The sequence below is a fragment of the Arthrobacter sp. AIWTK1 genome, assembly GCF_056680535.1.
Genome location: NZ_CM155287.1, coordinates 2565499 through 2583614, shown reverse-complemented (window position 1 = coordinate 2583614; position 18116 = coordinate 2565499). Strand labels below are relative to the sequence as shown.

The 18116-nt window shown below is 65.0% G+C and carries 20 protein-coding genes; 9 read left to right on the top strand and 11 right to left on the bottom strand.

The window, feature by feature from the left end; genetic code table 11:
• Positions 1 to 3 precede the first annotated feature (3 nt).
• The 7 genes from AC1MDG_RS11840 to AC1MDG_RS11810 all read left to right on the top strand — a co-directional run bounded on the left by AC1MDG_RS11840 (position 4) and on the right by AC1MDG_RS11810 (position 7437).
• A complete protein-coding gene (locus AC1MDG_RS11840) occupies positions 4 to 1128 on the top strand; it encodes a class I SAM-dependent methyltransferase (protein ID WP_479804029.1) in 1125 nt (374 codons plus the stop codon).
• 443 nt (positions 1129 to 1571) lie between these two features.
• Positions 1572 to 1817, top strand: coding sequence for a glutaredoxin-like protein NrdH (gene nrdH / locus AC1MDG_RS11835; protein ID WP_011692201.1), 246 nt, complete (start codon positions 1572 to 1574; stop codon positions 1815 to 1817).
• A gap of 111 nt (positions 1818 to 1928) precedes the next feature.
• Positions 1929 to 2357: a class Ib ribonucleoside-diphosphate reductase assembly flavoprotein NrdI gene (gene nrdI / locus AC1MDG_RS11830; protein WP_479809084.1), complete on the top strand. Its 429-nt coding sequence runs from the start codon at positions 1929 to 1931 to the stop codon at positions 2355 to 2357.
• A gap of 71 nt (positions 2358 to 2428) precedes the next feature.
• Positions 2429 to 4549 (top strand): class 1b ribonucleoside-diphosphate reductase subunit alpha, encoded by a 2121-nt coding sequence (nrdE, locus tag AC1MDG_RS11825; protein WP_479809083.1) that lies wholly within the window; start codon positions 2429 to 2431, stop codon positions 4547 to 4549.
• 90 nt (positions 4550 to 4639) lie between these two features.
• Positions 4640 to 5614, top strand: coding sequence for a class 1b ribonucleoside-diphosphate reductase subunit beta (nrdF, locus tag AC1MDG_RS11820; protein WP_028269034.1), 975 nt, complete (start codon positions 4640 to 4642; stop codon positions 5612 to 5614).
• A 306-nt stretch (positions 5615 to 5920) separates the two neighbouring features.
• The gene (locus tag AC1MDG_RS11815) at positions 5921 to 6415 is read left to right on the top strand and encodes a hypothetical protein (protein ID WP_479804028.1); all 495 of its coding nucleotides are present in this window, start codon (positions 5921 to 5923) and stop codon (positions 6413 to 6415) included.
• 194 nt (positions 6416 to 6609) lie between these two features.
• A complete protein-coding gene (locus AC1MDG_RS11810) occupies positions 6610 to 7437 on the top strand; it encodes a VOC family protein (RefSeq protein WP_479804027.1) in 828 nt (275 codons plus the stop codon).
• A 63-nt stretch (positions 7438 to 7500) separates the two neighbouring features.
• Here the strand turns inward: AC1MDG_RS11810 and AC1MDG_RS11805 are convergent, their stop codons facing one another.
• From AC1MDG_RS11805 to AC1MDG_RS11760, 10 genes are all read right to left on the bottom strand, one after another.
• On the bottom strand, positions 7501 to 8349 hold the full coding sequence (locus tag AC1MDG_RS11805; protein WP_479804026.1) for an SDR family oxidoreductase: 849 nt from the start codon (positions 8347 to 8349) through the stop codon (positions 7501 to 7503).
• 62 nt (positions 8350 to 8411) lie between these two features.
• Entirely contained in the window at positions 8412 to 9986 is a 1575-nt protein-coding gene (locus tag AC1MDG_RS11800; protein ID WP_479804025.1) for an HNH endonuclease signature motif containing protein, read from the bottom strand.
• Between the two features lie 78 nt (positions 9987 to 10064).
• Positions 10065 to 10589, bottom strand: a complete 525-nt coding sequence (locus tag AC1MDG_RS11795; RefSeq protein WP_479804024.1) for a DUF2087 domain-containing protein — start codon at positions 10587 to 10589, stop codon at positions 10065 to 10067.
• A gap of 45 nt (positions 10590 to 10634) precedes the next feature.
• On the bottom strand, positions 10635 to 11033 hold the full coding sequence (locus AC1MDG_RS11790) for a YybH family protein (RefSeq protein WP_479804023.1): 399 nt from the start codon (positions 11031 to 11033) through the stop codon (positions 10635 to 10637).
• Between the two features lie 111 nt (positions 11034 to 11144).
• Positions 11145 to 11846: a CDP-alcohol phosphatidyltransferase family protein gene (locus AC1MDG_RS11785; protein ID WP_479804022.1), complete on the bottom strand. Its 702-nt coding sequence runs from the start codon at positions 11844 to 11846 to the stop codon at positions 11145 to 11147.
• Between the two features lie 134 nt (positions 11847 to 11980).
• Positions 11981 to 12400, bottom strand: a complete 420-nt coding sequence (locus AC1MDG_RS11780; protein WP_479804021.1) for a hypothetical protein — start codon at positions 12398 to 12400, stop codon at positions 11981 to 11983.
• A gap of 8 nt (positions 12401 to 12408) precedes the next feature.
• Positions 12409 to 12813 (bottom strand): cupredoxin domain-containing protein, encoded by a 405-nt coding sequence (locus AC1MDG_RS11775; protein ID WP_479804020.1) that lies wholly within the window; start codon positions 12811 to 12813, stop codon positions 12409 to 12411.
• Between the two features lie 138 nt (positions 12814 to 12951).
• Positions 12952 to 13422: an OsmC family protein gene (locus AC1MDG_RS11770; RefSeq protein ID WP_479804019.1), complete on the bottom strand. Its 471-nt coding sequence runs from the start codon at positions 13420 to 13422 to the stop codon at positions 12952 to 12954.
• A 377-nt stretch (positions 13423 to 13799) separates the two neighbouring features.
• Positions 13800 to 14267 carry a hypothetical protein gene (locus tag AC1MDG_RS11765; RefSeq protein WP_479804018.1) on the bottom strand — a complete coding sequence of 156 codons (468 nt, stop codon included), beginning with the start codon at positions 14265 to 14267 and terminating at the stop codon, positions 13800 to 13802.
• A gap of 177 nt (positions 14268 to 14444) precedes the next feature.
• Positions 14445 to 15155, bottom strand: a complete 711-nt coding sequence (locus AC1MDG_RS11760) for a maleylpyruvate isomerase family mycothiol-dependent enzyme (protein WP_479804017.1) — start codon at positions 15153 to 15155, stop codon at positions 14445 to 14447.
• Between the two features lie 206 nt (positions 15156 to 15361).
• Between AC1MDG_RS11760 and AC1MDG_RS11755 the strand changes: the two genes are divergently transcribed.
• The gene (locus AC1MDG_RS11755) at positions 15362 to 16351 is read left to right on the top strand and encodes a dienelactone hydrolase family protein (RefSeq protein WP_479804016.1); all 990 of its coding nucleotides are present in this window, start codon (positions 15362 to 15364) and stop codon (positions 16349 to 16351) included.
• The gene (locus tag AC1MDG_RS11750) at positions 16344 to 17171 is read left to right on the top strand and encodes a CPBP family intramembrane glutamic endopeptidase (protein WP_479804015.1); all 828 of its coding nucleotides are present in this window, start codon (positions 16344 to 16346) and stop codon (positions 17169 to 17171) included. The genes AC1MDG_RS11755 and AC1MDG_RS11750 overlap by 8 nt, the downstream gene beginning before the upstream one ends.
• Here AC1MDG_RS11750 and AC1MDG_RS11745 read toward each other — a convergent pair.
• Positions 17067 to 18083: a ribonuclease Z gene (locus AC1MDG_RS11745; RefSeq protein WP_479804014.1), complete on the bottom strand. Its 1017-nt coding sequence runs from the start codon at positions 18081 to 18083 to the stop codon at positions 17067 to 17069. The genes AC1MDG_RS11750 and AC1MDG_RS11745 overlap by 105 nt on opposite strands.
• Between the last annotated feature and the right edge of the window lie 33 nt (positions 18084 to 18116).

Genomic DNA, 18116 nt, shown 5'->3' with positions numbered 1-18116 from the left:
CCCTTGCGGATACCATCGCCGAGGTCCTGCGCCCGGTGGTCGGCGGGGAACTTCCCGGGGGAGCTCGGGGCTGCGCAGGCGTATGTCACGGGTGAACTGGACGTGGACGGGGACCTGAACTCCGCACTGGCCCATCTGTGGAAAGTGGTCCGGGAACGCGAACTTTCCGGGATCCGGCCCACGCCGGCCGTACTCGCAGGCGTAGGCCGGATCGCAAAGGCGGCCGGCGCCATCGGCACTCCGCCACAGCCGCCGGCAAGCCAGGCCCGGGTGAAGGGGAAGCTCCACAGCGTGCTCCGCGACCGTGCTGCCATCAGCCACCACTACGACCTGAGCAACGAATTCTACGGCCTGATCCTGGACCCGCAGATGGCGTACTCCAGCGGGTACTGGACCGACTCGTCCGAGAACTACGGGCTGGAGGACGCCCAGCGGGACAAGCTGGACCTCGTCTGCCGGAAGATCGGGCTCAAGCCGGGCATGCGCCTGCTCGACGTCGGTTGCGGCTGGGGCTCGCTGAGCCTGCACGCCGCCCAGCACTACGGTGCCGACGTCGTGGGCGTCACCCTGTCCACGGAACAGAAGGCCTTCATCGACGCCCGGATCCGGGAACGCGGACTGGAAGGCCGTGTGGACATCCGGATCCAGGACTACCGCGAGATACCGGACGGTCCATTCGACGCCGTCGCCTCCCTGGAGATGGGCGAACACGTGGGCCAGCGCAACTATCCGGTCTACGCCGCGGCGCTGTTCACCAACGTTGTTCCCGGCGGCCGGGTGCTGGTCCAGCAGATGTCCCGGCGCGGGAAGCATCCCGGTGGCGGGCCGTTCATCGAATCCTTCATCGCGCCGGACATGCACATGCGCCCGGTGGGCGAGACCCTCGGGTTCCTGGAGGACGCCGGGCTTGAGGTCCAGGCCGTGGAGGCAATGCGGACGGACTATGTGCGGACCCTTGAGGCCTGGTATGCCAATTTCGAGGCGAACCAGGAAGTCGCCGTCGAGATGATGGGGGAGGAGATAGCGCGCGTCTGGCGGCTCTACCTCGTCGGTGCCCTGCGCAGCTTCGCCGAAGGCAGGATGGGCGTGGAGCAGATCCTCTGCAGCAGGGCGGCCTCAGACGGCTAAGCCGCGCCGGCTGTCGGGTCCGCGTCCGCTGACCCGACGTACCGTTCATCACATCGGGGCCCTGGAAAAGCTTTCAGGGCCCCTTTTGTGTGCCCTCCGACACGCCTGCCACAGAGTGGCGACACGCCGTCTGCCGGACGACACGCAGGGGGATTAATTGTGGCTAACTACTCCACAGGGTGTGGATTTCGTCCGTGAAAACAGCTGAAACACGGACATTTTTCAGCCCCCGGCCTGTGGATTAACGGTGCATTAAATGACATACTTGTAATACATCATGTTGGGGTCCTCATCGGGGCCGTGCACTACATGTAGTATCGACATACAGATTGAGCGGGACGCAGGACCGGCATCGAGCAGGGGTTTCAGATCCGGGCAGTGTCTACCGCAACGATGATCCAGAGACTTCAAAAGCAGTGACTTCAACAAAGGGGACAGGAACCATGACCGTTACGGTTTACACGAAGCCGGCCTGTGTTCAGTGCAACGCAACATACCGCGCGCTGGACAAGAAGGGCATCACCTACCAGAGCGTCGACATCTCCCAGGATGCGGATGCCCTTGAGCGGCTGAAAGCCCTCGGCTACATGCAGGCCCCCGTCGTGGTCACGGACCAGGATCACTGGTCAGGCTTCCGCCCGGACAAGATCGAGGAGCTGGCGCTGAGCGCAGCCGCCTCCGTGGCCTAGGCTTCATCCGCCGTTTCCGGCAAAGAACTTTACGTAGATGAGGTGACCCCCATGGCCGCGCCGGCACTTGCCGATGCGCCGCTCGCAGCAGATGCCGCGAATACGACGCCCATGAACCGGACTTCCAGTCACCTCATCTACTTTTCCTCGGCTTCCGAGAACACCCGGCGCTTCGTTGAGAAGCTGGGAGTCGACGCCGCAAGGATACCGCTGCACGCGAAGGACGAACCCCTTCTCGCTTCCGCACCGTATGTGCTGGTCCTGCCCACTTATGGCGGAACCGGCGGCGAAGGCTCGGTGCCGAAGCAGGTCATCAGGTTCCTTAACAACCCGGCCAACAGGCGCCTGCTCAGAGGCGTGATCGGTGCCGGCAACACGAATTTCGGGGATAACTACTGCATGGCGGGGGACATCATCGCCGCTAAATGCAACGTTCCCCACCTATATAGGTTCGAACTCATGGGTACGCCTGAAGACGTCTCCCGAGTACAAAAAGGATTGGAAGAGTTTTGGACACGACTGTCGCAGACACAGAAGTAACCAGGCCCGAGGAAAAGGAAACGTCCATGGAATCGGTGGCCACCGCCGTTGACAAGCAGGAAAAGCACGAGATGCCGGCCGCGTACAAGGGCCTGGGCTACCACGAGCTCAACGCCATGCTGAACCTCTACGGCCCCAACGGAGAGATCCAGTTCGAGGCCGACCGCGAGGCCGCGCACCAGTACTTCCTGCAGCACGTGAACAACAACACCGTGTTCTTCCACGACCTTGAGGAAAAGCTCGACTACCTCGTCAAGAACGAGTACTACGAGCGCGAGACCCTCGACCAGTACACGATGAACTTCATCCGCGAGCTCTACAACCGCGCCTACAAGAAGAAGTTCCGCTTCGAAACCTTCCTCGGAGCGTTCAAGTTCTACACCTCCTACACGCTGAAGACGTTCGACGGCAAGCGCTTCCTGGAGCGCTACGAGGACCGCGTGTGCATGGTTGCCCTGCACCTGGCCCGCGGCGACGAACAGCTAGCCACCCAGATGGTCGACGAGATCATCGAGGGCCGCTTCCAGCCGGCCACGCCCACGTTCCTGAACGCCGGCAAGAAGCAGCGCGGTGAGCTGGTCTCCTGCTTCCTGCTCCGCATCGAAGACAACATGGAGTCGATCGGCCGGTCCATCAACTCCGCCCTGCAGCTGTCCAAGCGCGGCGGCGGCGTGGCGTTCGCGCTGACCAACATCCGCGAAGTCGGCGCCCCGATCAAGCAGATCGAAAACCAGTCCTCCGGCGTCATCCCCGTGATGAAGCTCCTCGAGGACAGCTTCTCCTACGCCAACCAGCTCGGTGCCCGCCAGGGTGCCGGCGCCGTGTACCTGCACGCCCACCACCCGGACATCTACCGGTTCCTGGACACCAAGCGGGAAAACGCGGACGAGAAGATCCGCATCAAGACCCTCTCGCTCGGCGTCGTCATCCCGGACATCACCTTCGAACTGGCCAAGCGGGACGAGGACATGTACCTGTTCTCCCCGTACGACGTCGAACGCGTCTACGGCATGCCGTTCTCCGACGTCTCGGTCACCGAGAAGTACTACGAGATGGTGGACGATTCCCGGATCAAGAAGACCAAGATCAAGGCGCGCGAGTTCTTCCAGACGCTCGCCGAGATCCAGTTCGAATCCGGCTACCCGTACATCATGTTCGAGGACACCGTGAACCGGGAAAACCCGATCGACGGCAAGATCATCATGTCCAACCTGTGCTCCGAGATCCTCCAGGTTTCGCAGCCCACCACGTACAACGATGACCTGTCCTACGACCAGACCGGCAAGGACATCTCCTGCAACCTGGGCTCGCTGAACATCGCGAAGACCATGGATTCGCCGGACTTCGGCCTGACTATCGAGACCGCCATCCGCTCGCTCTCGGCCGTGTCGGACATGTCCAACATCACCTCGGTGCCGTCCATTGCACGCGGCAACGACCAGAGCCACGCCATCGGCCTCGGCCAGATGAACCTGCACGGCTACCTGGCCCGCGAGCGGGTCCACTACGGTTCCGAAGAGGGCCTGGACTTCACCAACATCTACTTCTATTCGGTGGTCTACCACGCCGTCCGCGCCTCCAATCAGCTGGCCATCCAGACCGGCCAGACCTTCGGCGGATTCGAGAAGTCCAAGTACGCCTCGGGCGAGTTCTTCGACAAGTACACGGAGCAGGAATGGGTGCCGGAGACCGAGAAGGTCAAGGAGCTGTTCAAGAACATCCACATCCCCACCCAGGATGACTGGCGCGAGCTGAAGGCTTCCGTCATGGAGCACGGCATCTACAACCAGAACCTGCAGGCCGTCCCGCCGACCGGCTCGATCTCCTACATCAACAACTCCACCTCCTCGATCCACCCGGTGGCGTCCAAGATCGAGATCCGCAAGGAAGGCAAGCTGGGCCGCGTGTACTACCCGGCGCCGTACCTGACGAACGACAACCTGGAGTACTACCAGGACGCGTACGAGATCGGCTACGAGAAGGTCATCGACACCTACGCCGCTGCCACGCAGCACGTGGACCAGGGCCTGTCCCTGACGCTGTTCTTCAAGGACACCGCCACCACGCGCGACATCAACAAGGCCCAGATCTACGCCTGGAAGAAGGGCATCAAGACCATCTACTACATCCGTCTCCGCCAGCTCGCGCTGGAAGGGACCGAGGTGGACGGCTGCGTCAGCTGCATGCTTTAATCTTCAACTAAATCGAGCCAGTACGACGGCGGGTGCCCGCCCGCCGTCGTACGCTTAACTTCAAGAACAACCCAACGTTTAGGGGATGACATGACCGAAAAGGTCAAGCTGCTTAGCCACGTCGAGGCGATCAACTGGAACCGTATCCAGGACGACAAGGACGTGGATGTCTGGAACCGCCTGGTCAACAACTTCTGGCTTCCGGAGAAAATCCCGCTGTCCAACGATGTGCAGTCGTGGGCCACTCTGACCCCGGATGAGCAGCAGCTCACCATGCGCGTGTTCACCGGACTGACCCTGCTGGACACCATCCAGGGGACTGTCGGCGCCGTTTCTCTGATCCCGGACGCGATCACGCCGCACGAAGAAGCCGTTTACACGAACATCGCCTTCATGGAGTCCGTGCACGCCAAGAGCTACTCCTCCATCTTCTCCACGCTGGCCTCCACCAAGGAGATCGACGAGGCGTTCCGCTGGTCCACCGAGAATGCAAACCTTCAGAAGAAGGCGCAGATCGTCATGGACTACTACCAGGGCGACGATCCCTTGAAGCGCAAGGTGGCCTCCACGCTGCTGGAGAGCTTCCTGTTCTACTCGGGCTTCTACCTGCCGATGTACTGGTCCTCACGGGCCAAGCTGACGAACACGGCAGACCTGATCCGCCTGATCATCCGCGATGAGGCCGTGCACGGCTACTACATCGGCTACAAGTTCCAGAAGGGCCTGGAGAAGGTCTCCGAGGAGAAGCGCCAGGAGATCAAGGACTACACCTTCGAACTGCTCTTCGAGCTGTACGAGAACGAAGTCCAGTACACACACGACCTCTATGACTCCGTCGGCTTGGCCGAGGACGTCAAGAAGTTCCTGCACTACAACGCCAACAAGGCGCTGATGAACCTGGGCTACGAAGCCATGTTCCCGGCTTCGGTCACCGACGTGAACCCGGCCATCCTGTCGGCCCTGTCCCCGAACGCTGACGAGAACCACGACTTCTTCTCGGGCTCGGGTTCGTCTTACGTGATTGGCAAGGCTGTCAACACTGAGGACGAGGACTGGGACTTCTAGACTTCTTGTTGACTGAGGGTTGAGTTTTAATACAAACCTTCACTTCACCTAAGAAACCCCGGTAGGTTGGACTATTTCTTCCGATGTTCAGCCGACCGCCCAAGAAAGCCGCGCCGCATCCTGTGGCGCGGCTTTCTTGTGGGACCGCAACACCACGATGTGTCGAGGCATGCATCCTTTTCATGGTCGACCCCGCGTTCTTGGTCGACTCCACGCGCGCCTCATATTCCGGAGTCTCTCTTGACAGCCCCACGATCAGCGGGCTCTCATCGAGTACCTGCATGAATAAGAGAAGGGGAGGCGGCTATGCCTGCCATCCAAACTACCCCGGAGAACAAGGCCCGCCTCCGGACGGGAGCAGCTCTCATGACGCTTGCCGGGCTGGCCTTCGTTGCGTACGCCGTAGTCTTCCTGGGACTCAACTTTACGGGCGCCTTCCTCGAGCTTGGTATCGGCCCCGATCAAGTGGATAAGGGGATGGCGGAGGTCGAGGCGTTCAGCCCGCAGCTGCATCACTACATCAGCCATCTGCACATTGCGCTCGGCGGCTTCATCGCTGCGACAGGACTCGCCATCGCAGGCCTGTCCTGGTACGGGGTGCGCCGAGGAGAACGGTGGGCCTTCGCCACAGCCATTGTGGTTCCGATCGTCGGACTCGCGGTGGCCCTCCCCGCACATTACCCGTGGGGCCTGGCCACGCTTGGGCACCTCGGGCCGGTATACCTCACTGTCCTGATCTTCCTGGCAGGGGTCGGGGTAGCCTACAGCGGAATGCGAAGCCCTGCGATGAAACACGATTGAGAGTCCGAACAGGTCATACTCAGCGTGGCTGCGCGTCCCGGATCGGCTCACCATTGCCGGGACCGGTCATCGTAGACCCCCAGCAGGACCATCATTCAAGCACACGGGTCCCGCGCGTTCTGAACGTGCGGCGCCCGCTTCCTTTTAGGCCGAGACCTGGCTCGTTAGGCTTTGTCCATGGACGGGAGCCAGACATGACTGAGCGGACCTACCCGCAGGGCGTCCCATGTTGGATCGATACCGAGCAACCTGACGTCGAAGCCGCCGTAGCGTTTTACTCCGGAGTCTTCGGCTGGACATTCGAGGACGTCATGCCGCCGGGAGCGCCGGGCCGTTACGTGATAGCAAAGCTCGACGGCCAGGACGTCGGCGGGATGGCCAGCACCCATGGCGAGGCCGCGGTGTGGAGAACCTACATATCCGTCGAGGACGCGGATGCCGCAGGGCAGCGGTTGGTTGCTGCCGGTGCCGCGGTGCGATCGGCGCCTGCCGATGCGGGCGAAGGCGGCCGAAGTGCGGTGCTGACCGATCCGGAGGGTGCCGAGTTCCGCATCTGGCAGGCCCGGCGACGCCTAGGGGCCCAAGTGGTCAACCTGCCGGCGTCCTGGAATTTCAGCGACCTCCACACGGCGAATGCCGGCGCGGCCATCGCGTTCTACGAGTACGCGTTCGGTTGGCAGGTCGACGACCTTGGCTTCGCGAAGATGATCCGCAGGCCAGGTTATGGCGACCACCTTGAGGCGACAGTGGATCCGGGCATCAGGTCGAGGCAGTCAGGTCTGGCGGCCCCACCCGGTTTCGAGGATGCGATCGCCTGGGTCGCGACCACGGCCCCCGACGAAGCGCCGCACTGGCACGTCTCGTTCACCGTCGCCGACCGGGACCGGACGGTGACTGACGCTCAGCGCTTCGGCGCCCAGGTCCTTCGCCAAAACGACACCGAGTGGACGCGCACGGCGCTGATCCGGGACCCCCAGGGAGCGGAGTTCACTGTCAGCCAGTTCACGCCGCCGTCGGGATAAGCGGTCCTCCCGTAGGCGGCAGCCAAGGGCAAATGGAGCTACAGCCGGGAAATTCCCGCTCCGTCAGCCCCGGCGATCCGTGTCGAGAACGGTGACCTCCAGAGGCATGCGGTTGGCGCGGCGGAGGCGTCCGGCGACTAAATTGCGCACCCCACGGGTCACCATGGTGGTTTTGGTCAGATACCGGAACTCGGCCCTGTCCGAGGTGACGAGGCCCAAGAGGGGGCGCGCGGCCTCGTCAGGGGTCTGACCCCACAGTCCGACGACGACCTGCAGCCCGCCCAGTTGATGTTGATACCCCGGCTGGGACGTGACGTGCGTCAGCAGGTCCGTCACCACCAGGCCCGGGTTCATGCCATGCACCCGAGCGCCGGTGCCTCGGGTCTCCCGCCGCAACGTTTCGGTGAATTGGCGGACCCATCGTTTGCTTGACGCATATGCGTTCTGTAGCGCTACCGGCCCCCGGTCGCCCTGGCCGTATACGTTGACGAGGTCGCCGCGGCCTTGGCCCAGGAAGACCGGCAGCGCAACCCTCGACCCGTGGAACGTTCCGAGGATGTTCGTGTGCACCACCCGCGTAAAGTCGTCGACCGGAGTGGATGCCGTGGGCCCAAAAACACCGGAGGTTCCGGCGTTGTTGACCCAGATGTCGAGCGTTCCGCGGCGGAGGGCTTCGTCGCGCAGGGCCTCTACGTCGGCCAGTTCGCCGGTGTCGCAGGAACGTCCGGACGCCGAGATCCCTTCCGCGTGCAGCCGCTCGACGGCGGCCGTGACGTCAACGTCCGAGCGTGACGCCAGCACCACCGTTGCACCCTGATGCCCCAGCACCCGGGCCATGGCAAACCCCAGACCGCGTGTCGAGCCAGTTATGACGGCCACGCGTCCACGGAGGACGTCTCGTTGCGAACCCATGCTTCTCTCATACGCGTAGCCGGCTACAAGGGCAAGAGTCCCGGCACGGCGACAGAAGCCGATCAGACGCCTTGAGGTACGAACGCCTCGTGGAGGAAGTCATCCAGGGGCGCCGGCCAGCCCGGACCGTCCATGTCTGCGGCCGGGAATTCGTGCGCGGCCGTAAATTGGTGCCACTCCGGAAACGGGTCCTCGGGCAGTTCGAGGTCGGGATCCCGGCCGGTCTCTTCGGCGGCCAGGATGTGGTCCGGCCAGTGCGGTGGCTCCCAGTCCTGATGTTCACTGGGATAGTGCCGGCCTGACGGTGAAGTCCACCCCGGCGGGTTGTTCATGCTGGCACCGGTTGGCTTCCATGTCGAATTGTGTTTAAGGCGGTGGTGCTTGCGGCACGGCTGGCCCAGGTTTGAGATGCCGGTGGTGCCCCCGTCCGCCCAGGCGAGCAGGTGGTCTGCTTCATTGTCGAGGGAGTGGTTGTTACAGCCCGGGAAGGGGCATTTGCCGTCGCGGAGCCGGAGCCACTGACGTTGGGCCTTCGTGGGCCGGTAGCTGGTCCGTCCGATTTCCAAGGGCGCCCCGTCTCGGGGGTCCGTCAGGACTCGGTAGAAGGAATCGGCGCCCTCAGCGATCAGTCGGCGGGCCATGGACGGCGGGATCGGGCCGTACCCGTCCAGCATGGCCGGTTCGTCCGTAGCGCCCAGTAGTGACAAGACCGGAACAGTGATGAGTACTTGCGCCCTCGGGGACGGGACATCACCGGCCAATCCGGTGACGCCGTCGGCCGTCCCGCTGGCGGCACCGGTGCCGTTGGTGAGGAGCCAGGTGGCGGCGACGTCGGCGCGGAGCTGGGTGAGGGTCCTGGCCTCGTCCGGGCCTTGCATGGAGCGGGCGGCGGCGGTGGTCCGTTCCCAGATGCCCGCAGCAGTGTCGGCCGGGAGGTAGGCGGAGAGCCAGGCCATGCCGTCCCGGTCCGGGACGTACTCGACCCGCCGGTCAGCGGCGCTTTTGGCGAAGCGTTTTTCGATGTTGACCGGGTGGTGGCGTTCACGCCAGGAGCGTGCTTTGGCCCGGAACCGGGACGGCACGAGGTCCCCGGCCGGGCAACCGCGGGCGGGGTTTGGCGCATCGGTGTCCAGGAAGTGCGCTTCCAGTGCGGCCGCGCCGTCGGAATCCAGGCTGGTGGTTTCGTCGACGATGATCCGGGCGTGCTGCCAGGAAATCGTCCCGGCTCGAAGCGCCGCCAGGGTCAGCGGCAGCACCGTGGTCAGCGAATGGCATTCGGACAGCATGGCTCCGGCGGCACGCTCGCTGACGGTCAGGACGCAAGCGACCTCGGCCACCAGTGCCATCTCTTGGGCGGCGCGTTCGCGCGGGGACGACGCCGGTGGGGCCAAGGCCCGGGTTGCCTGCACATATTCCGCGGTCAGCCTCACCTTCAGCGCGGCGGTCCGGGCTTCCTGTCGAGCTATTTCGGCGAGCCCGTCCAAGCAATCATCAGCCAGATTCGGCAGGGGATCGACGCAGGGCGAACCGGCCCGGTTTGCGCCGGTTTCGATGAGGGACGCTAGCGCAGCAGTGGAGGCGGAGACGGCCGCCAGGGCCTCCCTGATGTCCGCACTCCAAGTTGTTCTGCTGTCCATTGCCTAAGCATCGCAGGAGGCACTGACATTATTGATGCAGTTGCTGGAATCGCCATCAGCCCCTTGCCGCACAGGGCACTACGGTTCGTTCGGCCGGTGATAGGAGGAGCCCGAAGGGGTCCGTTCGAGCAGCCCGAAGTCAATCAGGTAGCGGCGCAGCAACACGACGTCGTCCGTATAACTGAGAAGCCGTTCATTGACCTGTCTTTCCGATAGGTCTTCGCCGATTTCGATCGCATCGGTGACAAGCCATGCCAGGAGTTCCCGTCGCTCCGCGTTGTTGGCCGGATACCTCTCGATCCGGCCCAAGCGCATAAAGCGGGCGTGTCCGGTCTGCGGCTGTCGCCGGGATTGTTGCGTGAGGAGAAGGCGGAAGATCGCCCCGGACGCCTCGAGTTCGCCGGCAGCGTTGGGTTCGACGAGCCCGGACTCGAGCAGGGCAGCGATGGCCCGGTTTCGCCGCCGTTCGTTCAAGTCAGCGATCGCTTCGGGGAGCCTGACGCCGAGCACTACTTGGGCGTAAGCCGTCCGAGCATCCTCGTTGCCGAGGGCTGCCACCACCCGTCGCCAGTGCGGTCCGCTAAACCTCGTTGCTTCGGTCATAGTCGTCTTATTCCCCCGTGTTCAGCCCTTGAGTCTCCGTCGCCCTCACTCGGCCACGGTGTCGGCGTGGCGATGCGCCACCTTCCATTCTCCGTCTTCGCGGCGGTAGATCTGGGTGGCGCGCAGGGTGTAGCTGCGCGGCTGACCGTCCACTGAGGTTGAAATATGTTCCAGGCCCGCGGTGTAGGCCATGGCTCCGACCACGTCATATGCCTGCAGTTCGAAACTGTAGGACGTGCAGTTGGAGAAAGCCCTCTCGAGGACAGCGAAGGCCTCGTCAATCTCCTGCTGGCCATACGCATTCCGCCACGCGCCAAGGATGCTCACCGGTTCATTCCGGGACCAGAGCGCCCGCCGCGGGGCGGCGTCGCCGTCGTGAAGGGCCATTTCCGCCCGGTACAGCGCGGATCTAACCCAGGCTAAAAAGTCGTCGGCGTCGGTCATACCCCTCAGTATGCCTCTGGCTCAGGGCATTGCACAGGGCGGGCCATTCCACCGCGGGCCGGCAATCGTGACGACCGGACCCGGCGGGCGGAAGCCCGGGGCCGTCCGACGTCACCGTCCTGCCACGTCCGAAAGCCGGCGGCCGGAGTGGTGGCGCTGTTCCAGCTCGACGACATCGCGGGCGAAGGAGAACACAAGTAGTGGAAGGGCGAAGGCCGGCGCCGCAGCTGCAATAGCCGGTGGGATCCCCGGGGTCAGTGCAAGAAGCAGCGCGATCGGCTGGAAAGCTCCGATGGCCTTACGCACCCAGCTCGACGGGAGCGGCTCCCGAAGGTGGGGACGAAAATGACCTGCGGCCACAAAGAAGTAGTAGAGGGCCCCGATGCACAGGGTCCAAGGCCCGACAGCCCCCGCCGTTGCCGCGGACAGAACGAGCACCAAGGCGGCATCAGTAGCGGTATCCAGGCGTGCTCCCGCCGCGGATGCTGTCCCGGTCCGCCGGGCGACGGGACCGTCGAGTCCGTCGAGAAGGAAAGCGGCGCAACCCAGGATAACGAGGAGAGGATCCGCGGGGCGCCCAGTGAACAACGCCGGAAGAGCCAACACGGCGCACAGGGAGACTAAGACGGCCCGCAACAAGGTTATCCGGTCGGCGGGCGTGCAGAAGCGGGGCGTGCGCCGCAGGACGGAGACGGCAGCGGCTCCGATGACCACGGCGCCGACGCCCAGGCCGACGGACTGAAGTCCGAACCAGGGGGAGTGCACCGTGGAAAGCCAGATGCCAGCCGCGCAGTACGCTGCAACTGCCGTCATCGCATCGGTTGATGCCCGCGCTTCGGTCCCGCTTTCCATGAGCCACCTCGCCCACATGTTAACCACAGCGCCGTGGTCAGGGCCAACACAGTGCCGCGCAATGCCCCTGGTTCTGGTCCGGTTGGCCAATCCAGTCAGGTTGTGCGCCGGCGGCCGGACCTCCGTGGAGCGCCGGCCGGACCCCCGGGGGCGACGCGGACGAGGCCCACTGCGGCCAGCAGCGCCCCGGCTCCTTCCGCGACCGCGCTGAGCGACTTCTCAAAAAACCACACAGGGTCATACATCGCCGGGAACGGACCGAACGCCGGAACATCAACGTAGCGGTACAACACCACGGCGGCGAAAGCGCTGAGAGCCACTACCAAGGCCAAGGCATACGAGGCCCTGCTGCCCCGGACCAGAACGTAAAGCCCGGCCAGGATAGCCGCGGCCGACTCGATCAGGAACAGGTTGCCCTGCCCCATCCCGGCCGGTGAGGCGCCCTGGTAACCGGGGGCCAGATGAATGTGCACCCCGGCATCGATGAACAAAGCCAGGGCGGTTAGTACCCTCAAGGCAATCTTCATTTGACGGTCAGCGTCCCGTGCATGTTGGGGTGGTATGTGCAGTGGTAGGGGTAGGTGCCCGGTACGGACGGCGCCGTGAACGTGGCCGTTCCGCCGTTGCCCCGGACATTCACGTCAAATGCCGAGCCATCGTCCACCGTGACGGTATGCCCTGCCGTGTCCTTGTTGGTGACCGTGACGACGGCGCCCGGTGCGACCGTCAGCGGGGCGCCGTAGTCGAAGTCCTTAATGGTGATGGCTGCGCCCGCCGTCGTCGCGGTGGTCGTTTCCGTCGCCGTCGCGGTCGCCGTCGCGGTACCCGGGGCGGTGGACGCTCCGGGACTTCCGCCGCCGGAAGCGCACCCCACCAATAGGAGCGCCGCTGTCAGTGGAAGTGCGGCGCGGGCCTGAATTGCTTTCATGGTCTACTGCCCTCGACCCCGGTAACCAGGGCCGTGAGGCCCTGCCTGTCCCTATAATTCTGCGCCCACCGGGCCGGAATGAATCCCTGACGCGGGAAAAGAACGAGGGGAGGGCGCTACCTGGTCATCGTCCTGCCGTCACCCGTTGCCCGCGAAGGCCACCGAGATCTCAGGGGTCACCATCAGCGAGTTGTGAACGGTGCAATGCGAGGCAACGGCAAGCAGCGGCTCACGTCGCTCGGCGGGCACGTCGGCGGGGATAGTGAGTCGCACCTCGATCCGGGCGACGCGTGCAGGACGCGAGCCCATCTGGAAGTCCGCTTCCACGGCCAGGCCTTCGGTGGGGAGTCCGTGCCGGTCCAGGTAGCGGCGGGCATAGAATGCCACGCAGCCTGCGAGGCTCGCAATAAACAGCTCTGTCGGAGTGGGACCGGTGTCTTCGCCTCCGTCGCTGGTTGGCTGGTCGGTCCGGATGACGTGCCCGCGGACATTGATGTCGAAGCGGTCTCCGCCCTGATGCACGACGTGTACTGGCTGGACATCGCGGGCTGCAGGGCCAGGAGCCGGGTTGGTGCTTCCGGAGGCCGCGGTGAGTGGTTCGCTGCTCATGGGTGCTTCTCGATCCGTCGTTTGATCCCCTGAGGTCCGGGGCCGGTTCCGGGGCTGTGGTTGTCGTAGGACTTCGGGCCGGCCGACCTAGCGCCCGAACAGTTTGGCGAAGAAGCCGGTCCCTGTCGGCTTCTCGTGCTCGTGGCCGCGGCATCGATCGGAGCTGGAGACCCCGCGCATGACTTGCTCGACGTGCTGGCCGCAGCCCGCCCAGGTTGTCTTACCGCATTTCTTACATGTCACTGCACGGCACATCTGGTGGCTCCCTTGTATTAGTGGATAGTCCCATTAGTATACCCCATGGGGTATTTCCATAGAGGCGCTGGGGCTGATCTACCGGTAGCCAGCCCCCGCGGCCATGGCGGGTTCGCCGCAGGTCAGCCCGCGGGTGCCTCGGCATTCCGGGCGACGAGTTCAACAGTCCGCACAATCGATGCGCGGCGTCGATTGCCGTCCGGCGCCCCGGTGATCACTGCGCGCACGTTGGGGCTGGAGACCCAGGCATGGCACAGCGTCACGATGGTCAGCACCAGGTCTTCGGCTGCCGCCACACTGGCCGTGGGAAGCGCGCGGTGGATCTCGGCCACTTTGTCAGCTGCCAGCAATGCCCGCCGTTCCGCGTCAACCGGATTGCCGCGCTCAAGCCCTTCCCAGAACGTCAGCCGCGCCAGGCCGGGAAAACGTGTTGATAAATCGAAGTACCTTCCCGCGAAGTCGGCAACGGCCTTCGGCCCGGAGCCCGTCACCGGGAGATCGTCCAGGGCCGTCACGAGCTGCCGTGCAAGTGCGGCTTCGAAGAGTGTTGGCGGCCCTTGCGCCCGACTGGCACCCGGTCCTTCGCGCATTCGTCCTGACCCTGGGGGTCGTCCCCACTGCGGTCTACTTTGCCGTTCCGCGGCTGCTGCTGGTTCACGGCCGGATCAGCGGAGCGGTGCGCGCTCGCAGGCTTCGCCGGGCCGAAAGCCTGCGTCCCCGGCACTGAACCGGCGACGGCGGGCGGCGGGCCAGGTAGGTCAGCCCGCTCACGGTGTGAGCGGGCCCCGGAGGACGCGCAGCGCAAGGGCGGCGTCGCCGTCGATGATGGCAGTGTCCCTGAGGCTGGACCGGCCCCACAATCCGAGGTACATGTCCGTTAGCGGGGCGGTGACAGACGCCGCCGCGGGGCCGCTGCCGACGCTCCAGCTGCCCGCCCCGGGCACGTCGAAACCGGACACGTGGAAGATGACGGCCTGCTCCGGCGGCTGCATCCGCTTCAGCCGCAGCTGTCGCGGGGTGAACATCGCCAGGACCTCATCGAAACCGTCGAGCATGAATTCCGCGCCGATAACCGGCGCTGCCAGTCCGGACGCCTGGCTGGCGTCGATGAGGTGGATGGCGTGCTCGTGCGACTGACGTCGAAGCCAGAAGCCCGCCGTGCGCGGCGGCGGTCCAAAGTTCCAGCACGGTGCCCCGGGTTCGACGGCAGCCATCGTCTCCAAGAACGGTGCCGTGCCACTGACGAACCATGCGGCGGCACCCGTGGCCGGCGGCTCCGGCTCCTCGACGTATATCCCGCCGTGAACCACCGCCGCAGCCCAGCGTTCGATGGAACCCAGGTGCCCGAGCAGCTGTTCCAGCGTCCAGCCGGGGCACGCCGGAACGGAACGGGCCAGCACCTCGCCGGGCTGGCCGGCGAGCGCGGTCAGCCTTTCGAGGCAACCGGCCAGTTCAGCGAGGTAGCGGTCGGGCGGCATGGCATGAGCCTAACCCGCACGATCAGCACCATGACAGCCGCTAAAGGTGCCCTGCACTGCGGTGAACGCACCCGGCAGTTCGTGGGTAGGTCGCCCAACCCTTTCTGGCGGCTGGCGCTGAGGCTACGTGCTGAGGCAGAACACCTTTCCCCTTGCCCCGTGACGGGCGGCAGGGGAGGATATGTGGCAAACAGCAGGAGGCCTCCATGACCCGGCAGCAGCTTGGCAAGTTTGAGAAATACCTGATCGAGGAATTCTTCGACGATTACCGTGCCGGTGCCATGAGCCGGCACACGTTCACGCGCCGGGTGGCTTTCATCACCGGCAGCATGGCCGCCGCGGCGGCCGCCATGTCGCTGGTCGGCTGCACGCCGCAGGAACTTCCGCGCGGCACCGACCCGATGCCGACGCCCACCCCGTCGGCATCGCCAACCGGCACCGCATCGGGCCCCGCTTCCGCTGGCGCAGTGCCGGGCGCCAAGAGCCCCTTGTCCGTTCCCGAGGGTGCGGCCGGACTAGTGACGGGATGGGTGCGGTTCCCGGCCGGCGGCATAGAGATCGGCGGCTACCTCGCCCGGCCGGCGGGGGACAAAGCAGGCCCGGCCGTGCTCATCTGCCACGAGAACCGCGGGCTGACCCCGCACATCGAAGACGTGGCCCGGCGGTTCGCCAAGGCCGGCTACGCGGCTCTCGCACTGGACCTGCTGAGCAGGGAGGGCGGAACGGCGACCCTGGACCGGGACGCCGTCCCCGGCGCCCTGACCCAGGCGGGAGTACAGCGACACGTCGCGGATTTTGCGACAGCCTTCGACTTCCTGGACCGGCAGGATTTTGTCGACGCCGGGCGGATCGCCATGACGGGCTTCTGCTTCGGCGGGGGCATCACCTGGCAGGCGGCTACGGAGCTGTCCGGGCTGAAGGCCACGTCGGCGTTCTACGGGCCTGCCCCCGACCTGGACAAAGTCCCCGCCATTAAGCCGGTGGTCCTTGGCATTTACGCCGAGCTCGACCAGCGCATCACCGGCGCGATGCCGGACCTCCGGGATGCCCTCGCAGCCACTGACGTCCGGCACGAGCTGAAGGTGTATCCCGGCGTCGACCATGCGTTCCACAACGACACCGGCGAGCGCTATAACGAAACACAGGCCACCGCAGCCTGGAACGACACGCTGGTCTGGTTCGGCAAGTATGTCTAGCCCTGCGCCCGCGGCCGGAACCAGCGTCCGCAACGGCCTCACGTTGAAGCTCCTTCCCGCGGCACTCGTGTCGCTGTCCGGGTTCGTCCTGTTCGTCCTGGAACAGAAAATCCCGGGGTACGGCCTGCTCGCGCTGGCCCTGGTACTGGCCGGATTCGTCGACCGGGCGCTCCTGCGCGACCTGGCCCTCATCGCTGCCGGGCTCGTGGCCATCAGCCTTGTTCCCATCACCACCGACATCAGCACCGGGCACATGGTGGTCATGGGTACGGCGATGGTCGTCGCAGTGGGAGTTCCCTATACGGTTTCGCGGTTCCTCTTCAAGGACCACGCGGTCAGGTTTCCCGTGCTGACCGGGCACCCGTGGACGCGGGCAGAGAAATGGTACCTGGCCGCCGTCGTGGTCATGGGCTACGCAGTGCTCCCGGCCTACATGGTCAATACCGGCGTTTACAACAACTGGCCCGCGGTGTCGGATCCCGAGGGAATCTTCCGCCTTTTCCTGGGCACCAATGCGCTGGGCATCTGGGACGAGCTCTTCTTTATCTGCACGGTCTTTGCGCTCCTGCGCCGGCACCTGCCGCTTGCGCAGGCCAACGTGCTGCAGGCCGTCCTCTTCACGTCGTTCCTGTGGGAACTGGGCTTCCACGCCTGGGCGCCGGTTTTTATCTTTCCTTTCGCAATGCTCCAGGCGTTCATCTTCACCCGGACGAAATCACTGTCCTACATCGTCGCCGTCCATCTGCTCTTCGACTTCGTGCTGTTCCTTGTCCTGCTGCATGCCCACAACCGCGCCTGGATCGACATATTCGTCTACTGAGGCTTGGAGGGCGCCCGCAAACCAAGACTCCCGCTGCCGTTTGGGTAACGGAATTCTGTCCAGATCCTGGGCGGCGACGACGGCGGCCCGGCCTGCGCGGGCAACGGCCTGGTGCGCCAGCACCCCCACATCGACGTATCGTGACGAGAAATGCGTGAGGACCAGGGTTCCGGCCCCGGCAGAGGCGGCCAGCGCGCCGGCCTGGCCGGCGGTCAGGTGGAGATACCGGACGGCCAGCCCGGCGTCGTCGTCGCTGAAGGTGGACTCCGCCACGAGGAGGTCCACGCCGTCGGAGAGTTCCCCGGCGCCGTCGCATTCCGCGGTATCCATAACGAAGGCGAAACTCTGGCCGGGGCGGGGAACGCTCACGTCCTCCAGCCGGACCCTGCCCAGGTTTCCCTCCCGCTGCAGCCGTGCGATGTCCGGACCGGCTATCCCGGCCGCGGCGAGCCGGTCCGGCAGCAGCGTGCGGCCCTCCGGCTCCGCAAGCCGGTAGCCGAAGGTCTCGATGCGGTGCCGCAACGGCCGCACCTCCAAGCCGGGTGCGATCGGGCCGGGACCTGAGTGCGGGTGCAGCCGCAGGTCCAGGCCGGGGGAGGCGAGGGACACGAGGGCACTGACCACGTCCCTACCGGAGGCCGGGAAATGCAGGTCCACCGGGTGCTGCACCCCGTCGAGGACCATGCGGGACAGTACGCCGGGCAGGCCGAAGCAGTGGTCCCCGTGGACATGGGTGAGGCAGATCCGCGTAATCCGGCTGGATGAGACGCCCGCGTGGATCATCTGACGCTGGGTGCCTTCGCCCGGATCAAAGAGCAGCCCCTCGCCGTCCCAGCGAAGCAAGTACCCGTTGTGGTTGCGGGTCCGCGTGGGAACCTGCGAGGCGGTTCCGAGGACAACCAGTTCGCGCATGGGATTGAGTGTCCCACGTTGCCGCGGAACGCG

What these genes read in the sequence shown, in the direction of transcription:
- nrdH (WP_011692201.1), top strand. Translation starts at nt 1,572, where the DNA reads ATGACCGTTACGGTTTACACGAAGCCGGCCTGTGTTCAGTGCAACGCA.
- nrdI (WP_479809084.1), top strand. Translation starts at nt 1,929, where the DNA reads ATGAACCGGACTTCCAGTCACCTCATCTACTTTTCCTCGGCTTCCGAG.
- nrdE (WP_479809083.1), top strand. Translation starts at nt 2,429, where the DNA reads ATGCCGGCCGCGTACAAGGGCCTGGGCTACCACGAGCTCAACGCCATG.
- nrdF (WP_028269034.1), top strand. Translation starts at nt 4,640, where the DNA reads ATGACCGAAAAGGTCAAGCTGCTTAGCCACGTCGAGGCGATCAACTGG.
- AC1MDG_RS11815 (WP_479804028.1), top strand. Translation starts at nt 5,921, where the DNA reads ATGCCTGCCATCCAAACTACCCCGGAGAACAAGGCCCGCCTCCGGACG.
- AC1MDG_RS11810 (WP_479804027.1), top strand. Translation starts at nt 6,610, where the DNA reads ATGACTGAGCGGACCTACCCGCAGGGCGTCCCATGTTGGATCGATACC.
- AC1MDG_RS11805 (WP_479804026.1), bottom strand. Translation starts at nt 8,349, where the DNA reads ATGGGTTCGCAACGAGACGTCCTCCGTGGACGCGTGGCCGTCATAACT.
- AC1MDG_RS11800 (WP_479804025.1), bottom strand. Translation starts at nt 9,986, where the DNA reads ATGGACAGCAGAACAACTTGGAGTGCGGACATCAGGGAGGCCCTGGCG.
- AC1MDG_RS11795 (WP_479804024.1), bottom strand. Translation starts at nt 10,589, where the DNA reads ATGACCGAAGCAACGAGGTTTAGCGGACCGCACTGGCGACGGGTGGTG.
- AC1MDG_RS11790 (WP_479804023.1), bottom strand. Translation starts at nt 11,033, where the DNA reads ATGACCGACGCCGACGACTTTTTAGCCTGGGTTAGATCCGCGCTGTAC.
- AC1MDG_RS11785 (WP_479804022.1), bottom strand. Translation starts at nt 11,846, where the DNA reads ATGACGGCAGTTGCAGCGTACTGCGCGGCTGGCATCTGGCTTTCCACG.
- AC1MDG_RS11775 (WP_479804020.1), bottom strand. Translation starts at nt 12,813, where the DNA reads ATGAAAGCAATTCAGGCCCGCGCCGCACTTCCACTGACAGCGGCGCTC.
- AC1MDG_RS11770 (WP_479804019.1), bottom strand. Translation starts at nt 13,422, where the DNA reads ATGAGCAGCGAACCACTCACCGCGGCCTCCGGAAGCACCAACCCGGCT.
- AC1MDG_RS11765 (WP_479804018.1), bottom strand. Translation starts at nt 14,267, where the DNA reads ATGCGCGAAGGACCGGGTGCCAGTCGGGCGCAAGGGCCGCCAACACTC.
- AC1MDG_RS11760 (WP_479804017.1), bottom strand. Translation starts at nt 15,155, where the DNA reads ATGCCGCCCGACCGCTACCTCGCTGAACTGGCCGGTTGCCTCGAAAGG.
- AC1MDG_RS11755 (WP_479804016.1), top strand. Translation starts at nt 15,362, where the DNA reads ATGACCCGGCAGCAGCTTGGCAAGTTTGAGAAATACCTGATCGAGGAA.
- AC1MDG_RS11750 (WP_479804015.1), top strand. Translation starts at nt 16,344, where the DNA reads ATGTCTAGCCCTGCGCCCGCGGCCGGAACCAGCGTCCGCAACGGCCTC.
- AC1MDG_RS11745 (WP_479804014.1), bottom strand. Translation starts at nt 18,083, where the DNA reads ATGCGCGAACTGGTTGTCCTCGGAACCGCCTCGCAGGTTCCCACGCGG.